The sequence below is a fragment of the Bdellovibrio sp. 22V genome (assembly GCF_030169785.1).
In the GTDB taxonomy this organism is placed as follows: Bacteria; Bdellovibrionota; Bdellovibrionia; order Bdellovibrionales; family Bdellovibrionaceae; genus Bdellovibrio.
The window spans coordinates 329863-347054 of sequence record NZ_CP125854.1 but is presented as its reverse complement, the minus strand read 5'-3'; the positions used below and the strand labels follow the sequence as shown (position 1 = coordinate 347054).

At 45.4% G+C, this 17192-nt stretch carries 19 protein-coding genes; 11 read left to right on the top strand and 8 right to left on the bottom strand.

Going from position 1 to position 17192, the window contains the following annotated elements:
* Window positions 1-21 precede the first annotated feature (21 nt).
* The gene (locus QJS83_RS01740; RefSeq protein WP_284607199.1) at window positions 22-1401 is read left to right on the top strand and encodes an NAD(P)H-binding protein; all 1380 of its coding nucleotides are present in this window, start codon (window positions 22-24) and stop codon (window positions 1399-1401) included.
* Window positions 1402-1403: 2 nt separating this feature from the next.
* The gene (locus tag QJS83_RS01735; RefSeq protein WP_284607197.1) at window positions 1404-1790 is read left to right on the top strand and encodes an NINE protein; all 387 of its coding nucleotides are present in this window, start codon (window positions 1404-1406) and stop codon (window positions 1788-1790) included.
* Here QJS83_RS01735 and QJS83_RS17500 read toward each other — a convergent pair.
* Together QJS83_RS17500 and QJS83_RS01725 are read right to left on the bottom strand one after the other, a co-directional pair.
* Window positions 1787-2941 (bottom strand): ArnT family glycosyltransferase, encoded by a 1155-nt coding sequence (locus tag QJS83_RS17500; protein ID WP_470287789.1) that lies wholly within the window; start codon window positions 2939-2941, stop codon window positions 1787-1789. The genes QJS83_RS01735 and QJS83_RS17500 overlap by 4 nt on opposite strands.
* A gap of 704 nt (window positions 2942-3645) precedes the next feature.
* Window positions 3646-4020, bottom strand: coding sequence for a hypothetical protein (locus tag QJS83_RS01725; RefSeq protein WP_284607193.1), 375 nt, complete (start codon window positions 4018-4020; stop codon window positions 3646-3648).
* A 134-nt stretch (window positions 4021-4154) separates the two neighbouring features.
* Here QJS83_RS01725 and ubiG point away from each other — a divergent pair, with 134 nt between their 5' ends.
* A complete protein-coding gene (ubiG, locus tag QJS83_RS01720; RefSeq protein WP_284607191.1) occupies window positions 4155-4925 on the top strand; it encodes a bifunctional 2-polyprenyl-6-hydroxyphenol methylase/3-demethylubiquinol 3-O-methyltransferase UbiG in 771 nt (256 codons plus the stop codon).
* Window positions 4926-4989: 64 nt separating this feature from the next.
* The gene (locus QJS83_RS01715; protein WP_284607190.1) at window positions 4990-5448 is read left to right on the top strand and encodes a DUF1772 domain-containing protein; all 459 of its coding nucleotides are present in this window, start codon (window positions 4990-4992) and stop codon (window positions 5446-5448) included.
* Here QJS83_RS01715 and QJS83_RS01710 read toward each other — a convergent pair.
* Window positions 5399-6976, bottom strand: coding sequence for a B12-binding domain-containing radical SAM protein (locus QJS83_RS01710; protein WP_284607188.1), 1578 nt, complete (start codon window positions 6974-6976; stop codon window positions 5399-5401). The two genes, QJS83_RS01715 and QJS83_RS01710, sit on opposite strands and share 50 nt — an antisense overlap.
* Before the next feature lie 110 nt (window positions 6977-7086).
* Between QJS83_RS01710 and QJS83_RS01705 the strand changes: the two genes are divergently transcribed.
* On the top strand, window positions 7087-8319 hold the full coding sequence (locus QJS83_RS01705; RefSeq protein ID WP_284607186.1) for a M20/M25/M40 family metallo-hydrolase: 1233 nt from the start codon (window positions 7087-7089) through the stop codon (window positions 8317-8319).
* On the opposite strand, the gene QJS83_RS01700 is transcribed toward QJS83_RS01705, so the two are convergent.
* A complete protein-coding gene (locus QJS83_RS01700) occupies window positions 8316-9236 on the bottom strand; it encodes a LysR family transcriptional regulator (protein ID WP_284607185.1) in 921 nt (306 codons plus the stop codon). The two genes, QJS83_RS01705 and QJS83_RS01700, sit on opposite strands and share 4 nt — an antisense overlap.
* Window positions 9237-9440: 204 nt before the next feature.
* On the opposite strand from QJS83_RS01700, the gene QJS83_RS01695 reads away from it, so the two are divergent.
* From QJS83_RS01695 to QJS83_RS01670, 6 genes are all read left to right on the top strand, one after another.
* Complete coding sequence (locus tag QJS83_RS01695) at window positions 9441-9821, top strand: HPF/RaiA family ribosome-associated protein (RefSeq protein WP_284607183.1); 381 nt, start codon at window positions 9441-9443, stop codon at window positions 9819-9821.
* 208 nt (window positions 9822-10029) lie between these two features.
* Window positions 10030-10614 (top strand): hypothetical protein, encoded by a 585-nt coding sequence (locus QJS83_RS01690; protein ID WP_284607181.1) that lies wholly within the window; start codon window positions 10030-10032, stop codon window positions 10612-10614.
* A 17-nt stretch (window positions 10615-10631) separates the two neighbouring features.
* Entirely contained in the window at window positions 10632-10832 is a 201-nt protein-coding gene (locus tag QJS83_RS01685) for a CsbD family protein (RefSeq protein WP_284607180.1), read from the top strand.
* Window positions 10833-10902: 70 nt separating this feature from the next.
* The gene (locus QJS83_RS01680; RefSeq protein WP_284607178.1) at window positions 10903-12030 is read left to right on the top strand and encodes a Gfo/Idh/MocA family protein; all 1128 of its coding nucleotides are present in this window, start codon (window positions 10903-10905) and stop codon (window positions 12028-12030) included.
* A gap of 11 nt (window positions 12031-12041) precedes the next feature.
* Window positions 12042-12578 carry a hemerythrin domain-containing protein gene (locus tag QJS83_RS01675; protein ID WP_284607176.1) on the top strand — a complete coding sequence of 179 codons (537 nt, stop codon included), beginning with the start codon at window positions 12042-12044 and terminating at the stop codon, window positions 12576-12578.
* 201 nt (window positions 12579-12779) lie between these two features.
* The gene (locus QJS83_RS01670) at window positions 12780-13346 is read left to right on the top strand and encodes a flavodoxin family protein (protein ID WP_284607174.1); all 567 of its coding nucleotides are present in this window, start codon (window positions 12780-12782) and stop codon (window positions 13344-13346) included.
* On the opposite strand, the gene QJS83_RS01665 is transcribed toward QJS83_RS01670, so the two are convergent.
* The 4 genes from QJS83_RS01665 to QJS83_RS01650 form a co-directional block, all read right to left on the bottom strand.
* On the bottom strand, window positions 13343-13735 hold the full coding sequence (locus QJS83_RS01665) for a hypothetical protein (RefSeq protein WP_284607173.1): 393 nt from the start codon (window positions 13733-13735) through the stop codon (window positions 13343-13345). The genes QJS83_RS01670 and QJS83_RS01665 overlap by 4 nt on opposite strands.
* 189 nt (window positions 13736-13924) lie before the next feature.
* Window positions 13925-14548 carry a superoxide dismutase gene (locus tag QJS83_RS01660; RefSeq protein WP_350159274.1) on the bottom strand — a complete coding sequence of 208 codons (624 nt, stop codon included), beginning with the start codon at window positions 14546-14548 and terminating at the stop codon, window positions 13925-13927.
* A gap of 62 nt (window positions 14549-14610) precedes the next feature.
* The gene (gene speE / locus QJS83_RS01655; RefSeq protein WP_284607170.1) at window positions 14611-15900 is read right to left on the bottom strand and encodes a polyamine aminopropyltransferase; all 1290 of its coding nucleotides are present in this window, start codon (window positions 15898-15900) and stop codon (window positions 14611-14613) included.
* Between the two features lie 110 nt (window positions 15901-16010).
* Complete coding sequence (locus QJS83_RS01650; RefSeq protein ID WP_284607168.1) at window positions 16011-17156, bottom strand: polysaccharide deacetylase family protein; 1146 nt, start codon at window positions 17154-17156, stop codon at window positions 16011-16013.
* Window positions 17157-17192: the final 36 nt, after the last annotated feature.

Below are 17192 nucleotides of genomic sequence, written 5' to 3'. Positions count from 1 at the left end.
ATATTTTAAAGGGAGTCCAGGTTGAAAGTAGCGATTGCAGGAGCCAGCGGGTTTGTAGGCCACGCATTGATTGCAGAGTTGGAAAAGAATCACGAAATCGTGGCTCTTAGTCGTGGCAAAAAAAAGTCAGAAAAAATTGAATGGCGATTCTGTGATCTTTTCAGTTTGCTTGATGCGGAACGAGGACTGCAAGGCGTTGATGTCGGAATTTATCTGGTCCATTCCATGCGCCCGTCAGCAAGACTGACGCAAGGAGCTTTTAACGACTTTGATTTGATCGTCGCGGATAATTTTGTTCGCGCGGCTGAAAGATGCCAGTTGAAACAAATTATTTTTCTTGGCGGACTTCATCCGGAAGAAGCGCAGGGTCTTTCGCGCCATCTGCGCAGCAGGTGGGAAGTCGAAGACGTTTTTAAAAAAAGCAAAGTGCCTTACACGATTTTTCGCGCGGCCATCATTTTAGGAGGCGAAGGTTCTTCGTTCCATATCATGACCCGTTTGGTGGAAAGGCTGCCCGTTATGCTGTGCCCGCGCTGGACAAACACGAAAAGTCAGCCCGTGGCTTTGCACGATGTGACGGCGAGTATCGCCCATGTGGTTGGCAACAGTGAAGCATTCGAAAAAGTTTACGATATCGGTTGCTCCCAACCTGTTACTTATAAAGAGATGATGAAAAAGATCGCGAGACTGTTGGGAAAGAAACGCCTTTTTATTCCATTTCCGTTTATGAGTCCGCAACTTTCAACCTTATGGGTGTGTATAATTACGAAAGCACCCAAAGAATTGGTTAAACCCCTGGTGCGAGGTCTTAAGACGGAGCTACTGCTAAATCCGCAAAATAAAATCACTGTTCCGGGGAAAAATTTTCTGTCGATTGATGAGGCTGTCAAAGAGGCGCTTCAAAACTATGACCCACAACAGACGCCGGCGGCATTCCGCGAAGCTAAAAAAGAAGGAAGAGTCGTGCGCTCGGTCCAAAGGCTTCCTTTACCAAAAGGAAAAACGGCAGAGGATGTGGCGCAAGCTTATATGGAGTTTCTTCCAAAAATGAATCCTGGCTTTATGAAAGTTGAAGTGCGCGGCCGTTGGATTCATTTTTGTTTGCGCTTGCCGTTCGTGCCGCTTTTGGTGCTTGAGTACTCTCCCGAAAGAAGCTGGTCGCATCGGCAGTTATTTTATGTTCGTGGCGGACTCTTGGCGCGCAAAACGGAGCGAGGGCGCTTGGAGTTTCGTGAAATTTTAGGAGGCGAAGCTGTGATAGCTGCGATTCATGATTTTGAACCGCGCTTGCCTTGGTACTTCTATCGTTGGACACAAGCTTTAGTGCATGTTTTTGTGATGAAAAATTTTGGTCTTTACTTGCGCCGAAAGACCGCCTTCAATAGCGAAGCAAGGAGATAGTGATGGCAAGCACTCATTCAGTTGTGATCGGTTATATATTGTGGATTTTTGGCTTTATGGGCGCGCACCGTTTTTATTATGGTCGTCCCGTGACTGGAACTATTTGGTTTTTCACGCTGGGATTATTAGGAGTGGGCTGGTTCATCGATTTATTTCTTATCCCTTCCATGGATGAATCTGCGGACCGCCGGTATAAGAACGGTCGAGTCGACTACAACATCGCGTGGATTCTTCTGACATTTTTAGGTGTCTTTGGAATCCATCGCTTTTATATGGGAAAATGGTTCACGGGCCTTATCTGGCTGTGCACTGGCGGTCTTTTTATGATCGGTTATCTTTTCGACTTTTGGACGTTGAATGAACAAGTCTCTGAAGTGAACCGCGCTTAAACGCCGTCGGGCTCGACCGGCGCATCGATGGCAGAAATCTTTGTGCCTTTAAAGACCAAGGCTTTGACTTGTTCCGCGAGCCAGGCGACGCCTACAGATCCCCAAACCAAAAGAATTCCATCAAAAGGCACACGGAAGCGGTTCTCTGATTTAAAAAACCAAACCGTGAAGAACAGGGACAGCATCATCAATGCCGAGATCTCTGTAAAGTCATCTTTCTTTCGCGCCAAACTTAACGCGCCTAAAAGAGCTAAAGGCAACAATCCATAGTGGAAGAAGTATTCCCACGGGATATACCAGCTTCTTGTCGCATTAGTCATGATAGGCCAAAGATCATTGCCGCCGAAAAGATAATAAATATAGCGAAGGCTTTCGACCAGCACGAACGGATTTTCTTGAACGCATTTAAATCCTTCATTCCAAAAGTAGCCTTGATCCGTGAAGGGACGGGACCATATTTTCACCGTCGTTTCATTGAGGATTCCAAAGAGCGGAGACATCCAGCGTGCGCCAGTACTATCGATATTGTCTTTGGATGGACACTTTCCTTCGACAAAATTAAGGGCCCCGGCCATGGGACCCAAGAACGGTTTTTGATAATGCTGCCAAGTCCAAGCCATGTGGACGGTCGTCACCAGAAGACACCCTAGCCCCATGACGAAAACTTTTTTAAATCCACTCGAAAAACTTTTGCGCTCGCGATAAAAAAGCCATAACGCAAAAAGAGGAATAAAGTAAGCGTGATTGCCTTTAAAATAAAAGGCCAGGCTCAACAGAAATCCCACAGTGAAAAAATATGACAGTTTTTTATTCGCCAAAGCTTTCAAGGCAAAATAAAACGTCAAAGTGATCACGAACGCATAAAAAGTTTCCGCCATATGAAAGGTGGCAAACGCCGCCTGCGGAACGTGCAAGCCCGCTAATACAAGAGAAGCGATGCCTGCGACATTTCCAAAGCGATTTCGGGCGATAAGAAAAATTAAAAACACTGTTCCCCAAGAAAGAAAAATCTGGGTCCACTTGAAAAGTTCAAACCCGCCCAAATCGCGTATCCACAAGGACCACAAAGTAAAACCCACCGGTTGGAATAACTGTCTTATATAGTAAATACCTCTGCCGATTTCCCAAGAGCGATGAAAATACGCGCCCATATCCGAGAACAATCCCATTTCAGGAGGCGCTATTATAAACACCATCCAAAAACGCACAGCCAAAGCTCCAACTAAAAGTAAGGAGGTAGAGATCCGCAGTGCAGACTGTGGAATCGGCAATTTTGTGTAAAGAAGAAGAGCTAGAGAAATAAAGAAAATCGCAAGTCCCGCAACAAGTTTGGGATCTCGCCAGTCTTTTTCCAAAGAAACACCATAGGTGTCACCGCGTGTGCTGCCGGCGATATGCCAAGTCGTATTTTCTTTCAGTGTGCTCGCCGTGGAACGAAGAATGAGGCCTTCGCGATTGTCGCAAGACTTGTCCAAGGGGGGAAGTTTCCACTCCGTTTGGTTCGTTTGCAGATTGTGCACGCAATTGCGGATACGAAGGCGCAAACTGTCCACCGCAAAAACACGCCCGGGCGTTGTGAACTTGATCCAATAAAGTCCTTTGTTGCGAGGATCGTAATTCTTGTGCTGCATCGTATGGGGAGCGTTATAGATAGTTCTTAAACTCGGCTGAATAATTTCTATTTTACCGGGCTCAGGAGAGAGATAAAGAAACCACGCCAAAGAGGCGACAATGCCAAATAAACTGATAAGGAAAAGAAATTTTTCTGAAAGGAGGGCTTTGTTAAATTTCATAAGGTCAGGCTTATCTACAAAAAACAAAGCCCGATCTTCAAGTTACGAACAAGCCATCCGGTTTAGTGAACAAGTCGTAATAAAGAGCCGCTATGTACGACCAACAAAACTAGATAAGGCAAGCTCAGCGGAATCAGAACTGCCGCCCATTTTGGATTGTGTAACAAATGCAAACCCGATACGACAAACATAATCGGGGCAAAGACGAGAAGACTGACCGGCACGATGAAATTAAAAAGAAGAAACGCACCGAACACGATTTCAATTATTTTAACGGTAGGAAGAATAAAGCGGGTTTGCATGCAAGCCGCCACAAAATCGTCGATCACCTTAGGCGACGGAGGAATCGGCACCCAGTGAAAGAAACCGTTCAATCCCCAGAACAACATTTGAAAACCAAAAATCCAGCGTAAGCCGATCTCGATGTATTCACTCATAAACCCAGCTTATTTAGTTTTTGTATAGAAGGGAAGCGGGGACTTCAATTCCAGATGATTCTTACCACTAGACTTCGCTAAATTTTTAGGAACACCGCCATTTTGTTACCCTTAAGGCAGAGGAGGAAAGTGGCATGGATATGGATCTAGCGAAGTTAGACAGAGAGATCATTAATAACGAAAGCTACGATGAGTTGGCGGAACGATGGTATGAAGCCCAAGATGATCCAATCGCTCTTTTGCGTTGCCAGCACAAGGCAGAATTGCCCTGGCTCCTTGAAGTCATCCGTCGCAACATAGGTTATCACGCTGAGATCCTTGATATGGGTTGCGGGGGAGGATTTTTATCCAACGATCTGGCGCTGGCCGGCCACAGTGTTTCGGGTATTGACCTTTCATTACCGAGCCTCAAAGTCGCCGAAGACCGAGATCAAACGCATTCGGTAAAGTATATGCAAGGCGATGTCTATCAAGTGCCTTTTCCGCGTGAAAGCTTTGATGTCGTGATGGCGATGGATTTGTTAGAGCATGTTTCCGATCCGCAGAAGGTTATTTCAGAAGCGCAAAGAGTTTTACGTCCAGGAGGACTCTTCTTCTTTAATACATTCAATAAGAATTTCCTGTCGTGGTTGATCGTCATTAAGGGCGTGCAATGGTTTGTAAAGAATACTCCCCATGACCATCACGTTTACTCACTATTTATTGACCCCAACAAACTTCGGCAATGGAACGATGACGTCGGTTTGGAGACACTCTCGATCCGCGGACTCCGACCGGTCTTCTTTCAAAGAGCGATGTTTTCACTTCTGCGAACTGGTGTGGTGCCAAAGGACTTTCGATTTACATTCACGAAATTCCCCCTCATTGGATACACGGGCTATGCCAAAAAAATGCGTGAGCATTAAAGACTTTTTGATTTCAAAAAAGAAACTTGTGATGGACTAAACAGAAGAATATATAAGTCGGCACATGAACGTTTCCACTTTACTAAAGTATGCGAGCCTTTTGCTTGTGGGTTTGATGGCTGGACATTCCATCATTGCTATCATCGACATTGAAGGTTCGCCGCTTATTTCAGATCTTGCTTTACATATGAATTATCCGACTTGGGCTCCCATGGCATATTTGTCGTTGGCGTTGTTGTTGGGGCTTTGTATGTATTGTCTGCGCCAAGAATGGCGAACCTCCGAGTTTCGCTTGGTAGGTTTCGCTCTCCTTTGTGTTCTTGATGAAGCGATTATGTCGTGGATCAGCGACTGGCAGATGCTGACTCCACCAGCGCATTGGATTGACATTCAGTCAGAGTGGGTGCGTTTGCTTTACATTCGCTCTGCTCTATTACTCACAGCCTTTGGGCTTTTATTGGCTTCGCGAATTGTTACGAAAAAGAACCCTGTTTCGCACCAAGATGCTTTTGTTGTCGCTTAGGCAAATTCGATTTCGGCGTTGCCGACTCCGTCACATCACTCTTTTTAACGAACGAAACTTGATGCAAGAAACGCGGTAAATCCTTCTTTCCCGTCGCGGTTATGAAGTCTTCGGTGACAAGATTCTTCGCATCTTCTTCAGACCAGTTTTGATCTTCGATCAAATAAGCCAATGCAGACTCAAACAAACTGTTTTGCGAAATACCGAAAGACTGCGCGTGGCGCTTTGAAAGAAACTCGTTGAATTGGAAAAACTCCCAAAAGAACGACTTGTGCTCGCGCTCCATTGCTTTTTCACGAATGGTGGTCACAAGCTTCTTAAAATTTCCGCTATTGGCGTAAAGATCCCAAAACTTTGCAAAACGATTCATCTTTTGCAAGGTCTCAAAGTTCATCGTTTTCGTGCGGAGGATTTGGAAAGGCGGAATATTGGAATAAACCATCTCCCATTCTTTATCATGACGAGAAATCGGTGCGCCTTTAAGACGTTTTAGAATTCCGACTTGAATTTCGTCAGGACGAAGCTCTGCCAAAGTGTCAAACCCGCGCGCAAAACTTTCCAGATCTTCCCCCGGTAAGCCGACAATCAAATCGGCATGCGTATGTACGCCCGTTTCGGAAGCTAAGAAATTGAAATTGTCTTTAACCTTCACATAGTCGTTGCGGCGGCTGACCAAACGTGCGACTTCGGGGTTCCAAGTCTGAATACCAATTTCAAATTGCAAAGCACCTGCAGGAAACAGTTTGATCAAATCGCGAATTTCTGTCGGAAGACGGTCTGGAACCATCTCAAAATGCAGGAATAAACCTAAATCAATACGGTCTAAAAAGAACTGTAAGATTTTGGTGCACGTTGTAGGACTCAGGTTGAAAGTGCGATCGATAAATTTAAACTGGCGGGCTCCACGTTGAAGCAGTTTCTCCATGGCCACTAAAAAATCGTCGATTTCGAAGCTGCGCACGGCTTTATCCAAAGAAGACAAACAGTATTCACAGCGATAAGGGCAGCCGCGGGAAACTTCGACATAGATCACGCGATTCTTGATGTCTTCGTCGGTGTAAAACTCATAAGGCGTTTTGATGGCTTTAATGTCCGGCAAAGCCCCTGAAATAATTTTGTTTTCGGGAAGCACACCGTTCACTAAATAGTTTTTGCAGAACTCATAGAACAAAAAATCCGCTTCGCCCTTGATAGTGAAATCCGCTGTCTGGCAGATCGGCTGTCCTTCTGCTTCATGGCTGACTTCGGGGCCGCCAAGTACGACGATCGTTTCAGGGCTGATGCGTTTTAGCAAAGAGACCAGTTCAAAAGACTCGTGCGCATTCCAAATGTAAACACCGAGGCCAATAATTTTAGGATTTTGACGCAGCAGAGCTTCGGCAATGTCTCGAGGTTCACGTTGAATCGTAAACTCCATGATTTGAGCTCTGGGCTGCAATTCTCCTAAGTTGGCGTACAAATAGCGAAGACCAAAAGAGCTGTGTGGATAAGACGAATTAAGTGTAACGAGCAAGATATCGGTGTTCATACAAAAGCAATCCTAATGCATGTTGAAAAAATAAGCGAATTGTCTTTGCCAACATGAGGACATTTTAGCTACCATTACTGTACGGTAATTTATTTTCAAAGGATTGAAATATGAAGATTGCCATGATGGCGCTTTTATTTGCAACTTCGACTGCGGTCGCGCATGTTGCACCTCTCGAGAACTTCGAAACAAAACCGATTCTTGCGGACCTCAATGATCTCCGCGCATTAAACATCCCGGTTCTTGCTAAGGATGAAAGAGTGGAAGTGGGCTACGCCCAAGTCACACCTCTGATGCTGCAACGAATTCAAGAGCGTTCTCACGCTGTTGGCAAATGCGGTGGCTTTGAAGATCTTAGCCAAGATACGTTTTTGCACTCTGCAGGCTTTGTAGGTTTGCTTGAGAATCTGTCTAAGATTCAAGAGAAGAACGATCTTTACGAGCGCGCTCCGTTTAAGGCTTTGGCACTTAACAAGTCCAACGAAATCGAAGCTGCGATTTCTGAAGTGAGTGAAAGCAATCTTCGCAGTTACGTACAATGGCTTTCTTCTTTCCCTAACCGTGCCAGCCGCGATTCCCAACCGAATAAGCACGTTGTTGAAATGAAGCAGCGTTTGGAAGCTATGCTGGGAAATGCCACGATTCCTTGGGAGATTTCAGAGATCCGTCATTCTTCGACTCAACAAAACACATTGCGTGTTCGTCTGGTCGGAAGCGAGCGTCCTAACGAGATCGTCGTGCTTGGCGGCCATTTAGATTCGATCAATCAGTCCTGGGGCGGAAATTCCAAAACAGCGCCGGGTGCGGATGACAATGCTTCGGGTTCTGCCAACTTAATTGAAGCTTTGCGCGTCCTCATGAATAAGCCGCAACCAAAAAGAACTGTCGAGTTCTTCTGGTACGCTGGTGAGGAAAATGGTTTGCTAGGTTCCGCGGAAGTGGCGAAACAATACAAAGCCGAAAAGAAAGACGTCGTTGCGGTTTTGCAGCTTGATATGACTTTGTTCGCTGGTTCTGGAGAGTTTGTTCTTGGCAGCATGACAGATTTCACCAGCGCCTGGTTACGTGACTATTTGAAAGCGCTGAATGAGACGTACATCCACGCTCGCATCGTGGACGATAAATGCGGTTATGGTTGCAGCGATCACGCTTCATGGCACCGTCAGGGTTACCCTGCGCTTATGCCGTTTGAAGCGACTTTCAGAGCAAGTAACAAAAACATTCACACAGTGAACGACGTTATTTCGCCAGAGTCGAACTTCAAACATTCAGCGATGTATTCAAAAATCGCTGTCGTGATGGCGATGGACTTGGCAAACAGCGAAGCTCGCCAACCTTACTAGATTCGCTCTAGTTTTTTGATACTGTTCTTTACTTCCTCAATCGTTAAATCTTGCTTGGCATCTTTTCTGCCAAGCAAGTACAACGTGTGTTTCCAGTATCCGGCTTTAGGCCCGATGACTGTGACGGCTCCGGATTGATATTCATCAAGCACGTAGGGAACCGGTAAAAAACCGACACCGGCTCCATCAATGATGGCTCTTCCGACGACCGACATAATATCGCTTTCAAAAACGACTTTCTTGCGGGCTTTGATTTCTTGAAAGAACAAATCCGTTTCATGGCGCAATTTCATTTTATAAGACGGAATAATTAAACCCCAGGGAACGGCGTTTAAGAATTCGAGGGCCGAGGTATTGCGGGAAATGCGAATTTTGAGATCTTTTAAATTCTTTGTAGAGACCATCAAATTCACCGGCATGCTTGCAGATGCCAACTCTTTTACGTCTTCGGCATAAATGGGTTTGTTTGTAAGAACCAAATCAATTTCTTCGCTGCGAAGCTGATTCACAAGAATCTCAGACGGTGCGGAACTGACGAAAAAAGTTTTTTCAATGCCGCGTTTTTGTTCACGGATCAGCGGACTTAAAAGGTCGGCGATAAAAGGTCGTTCAACTTGATCAGTGACACCAATGCGGATTCTTTGGCTTTGTTTTTCTGAGGGCGCGCGCAGGGATTCGGCAAACTCATTGGCTATGTCAAACATCTTCTTCGAATAGGCGAAAGCCCGTTCACCCTCTGGTGTCAGTTGCAGTTTGCGGCCCTTCTTTTCGAAAAGTTTTTGATCTATGGAATTTTCAAAAACTTTTAATTGAGAACTCAGAGAAGGTTGGCTGATATGAAGGTACTTTGCGGCGTTGCTGACCCCGCCTAATTTCGCCGTGACGTAAAAGTAATAAAGATGGTTGTAGTTAAACATAAAACTAGACCCCTTTTAACACGCCTTTTTCGGAACCTTTTTGGCACTGGTCTTATGCTGCACATCTTTAACGTGCGAAGACCACATCGTTTTCCACGAGGCGTCTAGGATTATATATAACTTAAAACTAAGTATGTCATCGAAATTATATATTTAACGAAATTGTTGTTCTCTACGATAATAAAAAAAGAATAGGAGGTAGATATGCAAACAGACATCTACTACAGAGACATCACTAAGACTGAAAATCTCGAAGACTATCTTATGGAGAAAGTTGAAGGAGCGGTTGAAGACTTCTTCAAATATGACAGTGGTGCTCACCTCACGGTGCGAGTCGAAACCGATCGACATCGTACGCAAACTCGTAAACCGAGCTATCTCTGTGAGGTCATCTTGAAACCTTCTCGTATGCGCACCGTTATTAAAGTGCAAAAAACGGACGAGAACTTCAAACGATGTGTGGCTAGAACGGTGAACGCGTTGAAAGTCATCCTAAGCAAGCGTTCTTCTAGAAAAGCTCAGCACGGCCGACATGATCCGATGCTTGAGTTGCAAACGACTCTTCCAGAGGAATGGGTCGCTTAACATAATTACTTAACATCCTGAAACCTCAAGGAGGTCTCCTGATGAAATTTCACAAATCATGAAGTGCGGTCCTTTTCCCATCCCTCCATGTATGGGCGCCTGCAAGAGGCGCCCTTTTTTTATGTCTTTTATTATCTCCAGTCCAATCGCCTTGCTCCGTTTCTGAAATCAGCGCACAAATTTACTCATGAATAAAAAAGGAGCGAGTATGTATATGAATTTGAAGCGCAGTTTTATTTCTAGTTTGTGTATTCTCGTTATGGCGGCCGTCGGCTGCACGACCAAAGATAAAAAAGATTCTTCTGCTTCGACGGCGACGTCAAAGCCAAGTGCTCAAGCGCGTAGTGTCGCCCAAGAGCAGGAAGCTTCCTACGTAGCAGAAATCGACTTTCAAAAAGGCTCTTCCACGTTGAGCAGCCAGGCCAAAGCAAAGTTGGATGAGACCATCAATAAGGCGAAGGTCTCGGGACGAATTGATGACGTCAAAGTTGTCACCTGGGCCGACAAAGTCATGCCACCAGGCAGCAGTAGCAGCTTGTCGAAAGCGGATCGTGACCTCGCGGATCGTCGTAACAAAGAAATCGCAAAGTATCTCAACGATAAAGAGGGCATGTTAGACGTTGATACTTACAGCATGGCGGAAAGACCGAATGCTTTGTCTCGTCTTCTGCAAACAGATGACGTCAAGATGAAGAAATCCCTCGAGGAAGCAGGTGTCGCAAAGACCGATGCAATGGGCGAGACCACGTCCAACAACGCATCGAAATCCATCATTATGGTCATCATGGAATAAACCCAAAGGAGACTCATATGAACAAAGATACTATGCAAGGCGACTGGAAGGTTATGAAAGGGAAAATCAAACAGGCGTGGAGTAAGCTGACAGACGATCAGATCAACTCCGCGGAAGGAAATTTGGACCGTCTTGAAGGCGAGATCCAAAAAACGTACGGACTTTCTCGCGAAGAAGCGAAAAAGAAGTACGGCGATTGGAAAAAAACTTTGAGCTAAATTTGCAGCCCGTCCATTGACGGGCTCTTTCTCTGATTCTGGAAAAGATTTAAAGAAAGGAAGTTCGTCAATGGCTACTCGATTTCGCAATAGATCCACAAAAATCCGTTATGCTGTCGTCGGCCTGGGACATATCGCGCAGAACGCTGTTTTGCCGGCATTTGAACACGCTAAAAACAATTCAGAACTCACGGCCTTAGTTTCCGGCGACGAAGAAAAACTTTCTCGTCTGTCGCGAGCATACGGTGTGGAAGATATTTTTACGTATGATGAATATCTCGAGCTGCTTCAGTCCGATCTTATTGATGCGGTTTACATCGCTTTGCCAAATCATCTGCACTACAAGTACGTTGTTGCAGCCCTCGAGTGCGGTATTCACGTCCTGTGCGAAAAACCGCTGGCGTTAAACGTGGACGAAGCTCGACGCATGATCAAGTCGGCCGAAAACAATGACTGTAAACTTATGACCGCGTATCGCCTGCATTTTCAAGAAGCTAATCTCAAGGCGATGAATATTGCGCGCTCAGGACAACTGGGGGATATTCGCTTCTTCAATTCTATTTTCACAATGCGGGTAAAAAATAGAAACATCCGTCTAGAAAGAGCCAAAGGCGGAGGTCCCCTTTACGACATCGGCATTTATTGTATCAACGCGGCCCGCAGTTTCTTTGGCGAACTGCCAGAGCAGGTTTTTGCCTTTAATAACAGAGGATATGACCAGCGTTTTAAGGAAGTCGACGAGATGGTTTCAGTGAATATGAAATTCTCTGACGGTCGCATGGGAAATTTCGTCGTGAGTTTTTCAGCGTCTCCTTTAGCCGTCTATGACGTCGTTGGAACGCAAGGCAGTCTGCGTCTGGAATCGGCGTATGAATATTACGAGGATATGGAAATGACGATCACGAAACCACCCGGAATCAAAGAGACCCGAACGTTCAAGAAGAGCGATCAGTTCGCGCCGGAACTTCTTTATTTCTCTGATTGCGTACTCAATGACCGAAACCCAGAGCCCAACGCCAGTGAAGGACTTTTGGATCTGATGGTAATTGAGGCCTTGCAACACTCATTGCGCGAAGGCAGACCGATTCGTATTCCCGCGTTCTCAAAAGAGGGTCGACCTACTCTGAGTCAGATGATTCGTCGACCACCTGTAAAAAAACCTATGATGGTCCATGTTTCTGGACCTTCAAGAGATTAACGGAGGAACACATGAAAACTATATATGAAGTGCTCGAAAAAGATCACCGTGAGGTTGAAACCCTCTTCGAAGAGATCGAAGATGCATTGGAAAATGACCGAGACATGGTTCCTGAACTCTTCGATACTTTGAAAACGGAACTCACAGCACATGCCAAGGCCGAGCAGGAAGTTTTCTATGAACCTCTTAAAGTCATGGCAGAAGACGAAGAAGGCCACGAGCTTTCCTGGGAAGGTGGAGAAGAACATCACGTCATCTGTCTTCTTTTAAACGAACTTTCCCGCATTCCTTTCGATTCCGATCAATGGGCGGCAAAGCTCAAAGTGTTATCCGAACTCGTAGATCATCACGTTGAGGAAGAGGAAGAAGAAATCTTTAAAGAAGCTAAAAAAGTTTTCTCAAACGACGATGCACGCCAGATGGCGGAAAGTCTCGAAGAATTGAAAGAGGTCTACAAAGGAAAAATCGACGAAGCCTTGGCAGAAGATGTTGAGCTTTTCATGCATCCGATGCTTTCAGAGCAGGGACGCTCTATGGAACAAAGATGAAACCAGAAAAAAATATATCAGGAAAGATTGGGTGGATTCTTCTATGGCTGATAGGCATTCCTTTGCCAATCTTGCTTATCCTTTATTTACTAAGAGGCTGCACGTAACAGCCCAAGTATTTGTCGATTTTAAGGGGCTTTCTGTTGCAGAAGGCCCTTTCCTTTTCTTAAGATAGTGCAAGAAAGTGGAGAGCTATCGACAATGAAGAAAGTACTTATTCTGAATGGCAGTCCTTCTGGAGATAAAGGCAACTGTGCGAAGTGGATTAAAAATATAACTCCGCTTTTGAAAAAACACTCGGCCATCGAAGTCGTGCATCTTGCAAAACACGGCTACAGCAAAAATCTGAAAAAGAAAATTTTAGATTCCGCGGGTTTGATCTTTGTCACGGGAACTTACTGGGACTCTTGGGGAAGTCCTTTACAAAAATTGCTCGAAGACATGACGGAGCTTGAGGCTTCTCCGGCGCTGATGGGAAAACCCTGTGCCGCGTTTGTGCTGATGCATTCCGTGGGCGGCAAAGCCGTGCTCTCGCGCTTACAAGGCGTTTTGTCGACGATGGGTCTGCTGATTCCGCCAATGAGTGGAATGGTTTATTCTTTGGTGTCTGACATTGCCCTTAAAGGGAAAAGTTCTCACGCTGAAGATTTCTGGCAAAAAGAGGACGCTGAACTGATTCTGCGAAACTTTTTGCTGGCATGCGAACTTGAAATCGCGTGGCACACATGGCCCGTCGACAAGAAAAATCCGAAACGCCACTGGCTCTAACTGTTAAGAGCCAGTCCTTTTCCCGTAAATCTGACAAGGGTTTTTCCAAGATTGGTCGCAACCGCCAACTCGCCAAAGTATTCCATGGCTTCCGAGGGTGTGAAATAGACAAAGATAGAACATTTTTCACCGGCCGGAAGTTCTTTAGGACAATTCGTTTTTGCCGAAAAAGCTGTTCCTTTGATCGCGACCTGAGAGAAGATGATCGCTGTCGTTTCCGGAGCGGTGATATCCAACACAGTATAATAAGTTTCTCCCACCGAGATATCGCCAAAACCGAACTGCAGTTTTTGATCCTCCATCGCCGGAAGAACAATTGGAGACCGATCTCCGGCATAGCTAAATAGTGAAGCGAAAGATGAAAGTAAAAAGACCGAATTTGCTTTCATGGCAATCCTCCCGAAGAAACCGTTATCTTCATTTTGTAGCGAGAGGACAAGCAGTCCTAGGCTAATCCATAAAAAGCAAAATTCGCTGTGTTATCGTTGTTGAATTGCAGAAAGCACGACGGAGGGAGAAAAAGAAAAGGGAGCGTTTCGGCTCCCTTAAACTTTTATAATTTGAATTCGACTTAACGACTAAGTCATCGCTTTTGTCAAATCACGCACTTTTTTAGCAGCGTAGTTCTCTGAAACGAAAGCCCAGTTTACTTGGCTCCAGAATGTTTCAAGGAATTTTTGACGAAGATTTCTGTAGTCGATGTAGTAAGCATGTTCCCAAACGTCAGCTACCAAAATAGGTGTTGGGCCGTTATTTGTGAATGGAACTGCTGCATTCGATGTAGAAACCAAGCTCAATTTGCCAGAAGCATCCGTGCAAAGCCAGATCCAACCAGAACCGAAAGTCTTAACACCACCGTCAACGAACTTCGCTTTCAACTCGTCCATAGAACCGAAGTCGCGTTTGATAGCAGCTTCAAGATCCGCAGACGGTTTTCCAGATTGACCGTTTGTTGTCATGCCGAACCAGAAGAAAGTGTGATTCCAAGCTTGCGCGGCATTGTTGAAAACACCGCCAGAAGAAGAAAGAACGATCTCTTCAAGAGATTTTCCTTTCAATGAAGCATCGGTCTCCATGAATTTATTCAAGTTGTCGATGTAGGCTTTGTGATGTTTGTCGTAGTGATAAGTCATTTGTTCTTCATTGAACAAAGGAGCTAATGCTGTTTTTGCGTAGGGAAGAGTGGGAAGTTTGAACATAATACGCCTCCTGTTTTGTTTAGTCCCAATTGAAACTATAATGAAAACAGGAGGCGGTCTATTAATTAAGCATTTTCGCCGAGCATCGTCTTGACGAAGGTAGGCAAAGAGAATGCGGCCGTGTGCAGGTCTTCGTTGTAGTACTTAAGACCTTTTGCCTTCGCGAATTGGCGCGCTTGGTCTTTGTTGAAGTCTTTTGCAGGGTGAGAAGAACCCTTAACACCGATTTGCAAGCTCCACATTCCTGATGGATATGTCGTCGCATGGAACAACATCGTGTGCACTTGAGGTTTTCCAAAAATCCCTTTAAGGCACTGATTAAGCTCAACAAAAGTGCCTTCATGGAACATTGGTGATTCGCCTTGAGTGATGATGAGGCCGCCCTCTTTCAGCGCATTCTTACAGTTCGTGTAGAATTCCGCCGTAAACAAGCCTTGAGCTGGACCCACTGGATCCGAACCGTCAACGATGATCACATCGTAAGAGTTCGGAGCCGCCTCTTTCACGAATTGGATCCCGTCGCCGATGATGAGATTCAATTTCGGATTGTTAAATTCACAAGCAATGCTAGGAAGATGTTCCTTAGAAGCGCGGACCACGGCCTCATCAATTTCCACCATTGTGACTTTTTCCACTTGGTCATATTTGAAAAGTTCGCGGATCGTTCCGCCGTCACCGCCACCGATGACTAGAATATTTTTCGCTTTTCCGTGGGCTTGCATCACAGGGTGCGTGATCATCTCGTGGTAGTGGAACTCGTCACGCTCTGTGCACATCACCATATTGTTGATCGCAAGAAATTTACCGTGAGAGTAAGAATCCAAAACGCGCACGCGTTGGAATGGATTTGTTTCGTCAAACAAGACGTCGCCGGTATAGCGCAAGGAAAGCGCCTGATTTTCGTCCTTATCTGTGAACCAAACGTTACGTTCGATTTGGAAACCTTTTTTAAGATCAAAAGAAGGCTCTGTGCGAAGGTGTTTTGGTTGGAAATCCGACTTTTTGATAACGTGAAGCGAACCACGGTTCATTTCGATCGCAGAGTAGTTAGCTTGGAAAGCTTTTTTCAAGTGTTCGAAAGAAACCCAAGGATCAACGGAATCGCCGCAAGTAAAAAGATCTACGGCTGCATAACGGTATTCAGGCCAAGTATGGATTGCGAGATGGCTTTCCTGGATCACCACAACACCACTCACACCCCACGGTGAAAAGTGATGAAAAGTTGAATTAATAACAGTAGCGCCGGCGATTTGCGCGGCCTCAATCATGCTTCTTTCAATCACAGAAACATCATTTAAAACCTCAGCGTTGCAACCACTGAACTCAACCAAAATATGACGACCTAAAGCTTTCAATTCGCAGCCCTCCCTGATAACCCTTTTTTGCGTTGTAAAAAAGGGGGTTCTAGGACCTTTTGAACCCCCTGACAAGGAAAAAAACCACTTCTAAAAGAGTTACTTAGAGCTTATTGGATTTCGTTAGAAACCGTCTCTGCTGCAAGCGGGATCGCTGGCGTTTCCGCAGCTGGACGGCGTGGGCGAGGCATCATGTCAAACTGACCGAAGCGATACGCGCGCAAAACCTCTGGAGTCAATGTATCTAGGAAGTTCGCGTATTCTTTTACAGTCACGCATTTTACTTCCGGCATTCCGCACACGGATCTGATGAAATCCTTCAAAGCTTCGCTGTAAGCGCCGCCATTGTAGTGAGCGAAACGGTGGCTCAAGCTGATCGGAGCACGACGACCGTAGTAGTTCAGGACAAAGTAGTTCATGTAGGAATCAAACATCGACTTCTTATATTGGTCTTTCTTAGCAACGTCTTCTTTGGCTTTAGAGTGCGCATAATAGAAGTTGTAATCCATACCCAAAACTCTTTTGCCGGTGCCGACAAGTTCGATCATTGGAATATTGATTCTCCAAACGTTGAACTTATCTTTTGTCGGCCACTGAGTCATTTCACCTGGAGTTGAAACGTCATATCTGAAATGGAACGCTTTCATTGCCGGCCAAAGAGCATCGTTCACGCCCAATGCGGGAGCACGGAAACCGACGATGTCTTTCTCTGTCAGTGCATAGCCTTGTGGATATTTGGAATTCGGAGAAATTCCGTTGTTAAAATAAGCGCCGAAAATGAAGTCATTGAATTGACGGAATTCTGATTCCCAATCTGTTTGCGCCCAGTTTTCACGGTGAGCATTGAAACCACCATTCGCCAAAGAAGCGATCTCATGGCCTTCAGCAAAAGAGTCGTTCATCAGGTTAATGCGTGAAGCGATACCTTGAGCACTTTCACCAAATCCGATCGCAGAATAACCGACATCATGTTTTGGCGGAGTGTAGAAGTGGCGATTCATATCGCGCAGGAAATAAACGCCACTGAGGAAGTAAGTGAAGCTGACCGGCTTACCGATTTTGCGCATTTCCGCTGCGAAATTGCGTGTTTCTTGCCAGCGGTTCAAATCCAAGCCGCCGTCATAGCTGATCATCACATATTGGGGAGGTCTTGCTACTTTTGTGCTTGGCTTTCCTGGAACTGCGGCCCACGCGGTTGCCGCTGTCGTAAGGGAAAGAAGAACTCCTAACGAAATACTTTGTAAACTTTTAGACACTGTTCACCTCTCAGTTAAGAAATTTAAACAATGCTA

Excerpts from the sequence above, each read along its gene's own strand:
- QJS83_RS01705 (WP_284607186.1), top strand. The coding sequence starts at position 7,087 with ATGAAGATTGCCATGATGGCGCTTTTATTTGCAACTTCGACTGCGGTC.
- QJS83_RS01680 (WP_284607178.1), top strand. The coding sequence starts at position 10,903 with ATGGCTACTCGATTTCGCAATAGATCCACAAAAATCCGTTATGCTGTC.
- QJS83_RS01735 (WP_284607197.1), top strand. The coding sequence starts at position 1,404 with ATGGCAAGCACTCATTCAGTTGTGATCGGTTATATATTGTGGATTTTT.
- QJS83_RS01685 (WP_284607180.1), top strand. The coding sequence starts at position 10,632 with ATGAACAAAGATACTATGCAAGGCGACTGGAAGGTTATGAAAGGGAAA.
- QJS83_RS01665 (WP_284607173.1), bottom strand. The coding sequence starts at position 13,735 with ATGAAAGCAAATTCGGTCTTTTTACTTTCATCTTTCGCTTCACTATTT.
- QJS83_RS01710 (WP_284607188.1), bottom strand. The coding sequence starts at position 6,976 with ATGAACACCGATATCTTGCTCGTTACACTTAATTCGTCTTATCCACAC.
- QJS83_RS01670 (WP_284607174.1), top strand. The coding sequence starts at position 12,780 with ATGAAGAAAGTACTTATTCTGAATGGCAGTCCTTCTGGAGATAAAGGC.
- QJS83_RS01725 (WP_284607193.1), bottom strand. The coding sequence starts at position 4,020 with ATGAGTGAATACATCGAGATCGGCTTACGCTGGATTTTTGGTTTTCAA.
- QJS83_RS01695 (WP_284607183.1), top strand. The coding sequence starts at position 9,441 with ATGCAAACAGACATCTACTACAGAGACATCACTAAGACTGAAAATCTC.
- QJS83_RS01700 (WP_284607185.1), bottom strand. The coding sequence starts at position 9,236 with ATGTTTAACTACAACCATCTTTATTACTTTTACGTCACGGCGAAATTA.
- ubiG (WP_284607191.1), top strand. The coding sequence starts at position 4,155 with ATGGATATGGATCTAGCGAAGTTAGACAGAGAGATCATTAATAACGAA.
- QJS83_RS17500 (WP_470287789.1), bottom strand. The coding sequence starts at position 2,941 with ATGGGCGCGTATTTTCATCGCTCTTGGGAAATCGGCAGAGGTATTTAC.
- QJS83_RS01675 (WP_284607176.1), top strand. The coding sequence starts at position 12,042 with ATGAAAACTATATATGAAGTGCTCGAAAAAGATCACCGTGAGGTTGAA.
- QJS83_RS01690 (WP_284607181.1), top strand. The coding sequence starts at position 10,030 with ATGTATATGAATTTGAAGCGCAGTTTTATTTCTAGTTTGTGTATTCTC.
- QJS83_RS01715 (WP_284607190.1), top strand. The coding sequence starts at position 4,990 with ATGAACGTTTCCACTTTACTAAAGTATGCGAGCCTTTTGCTTGTGGGT.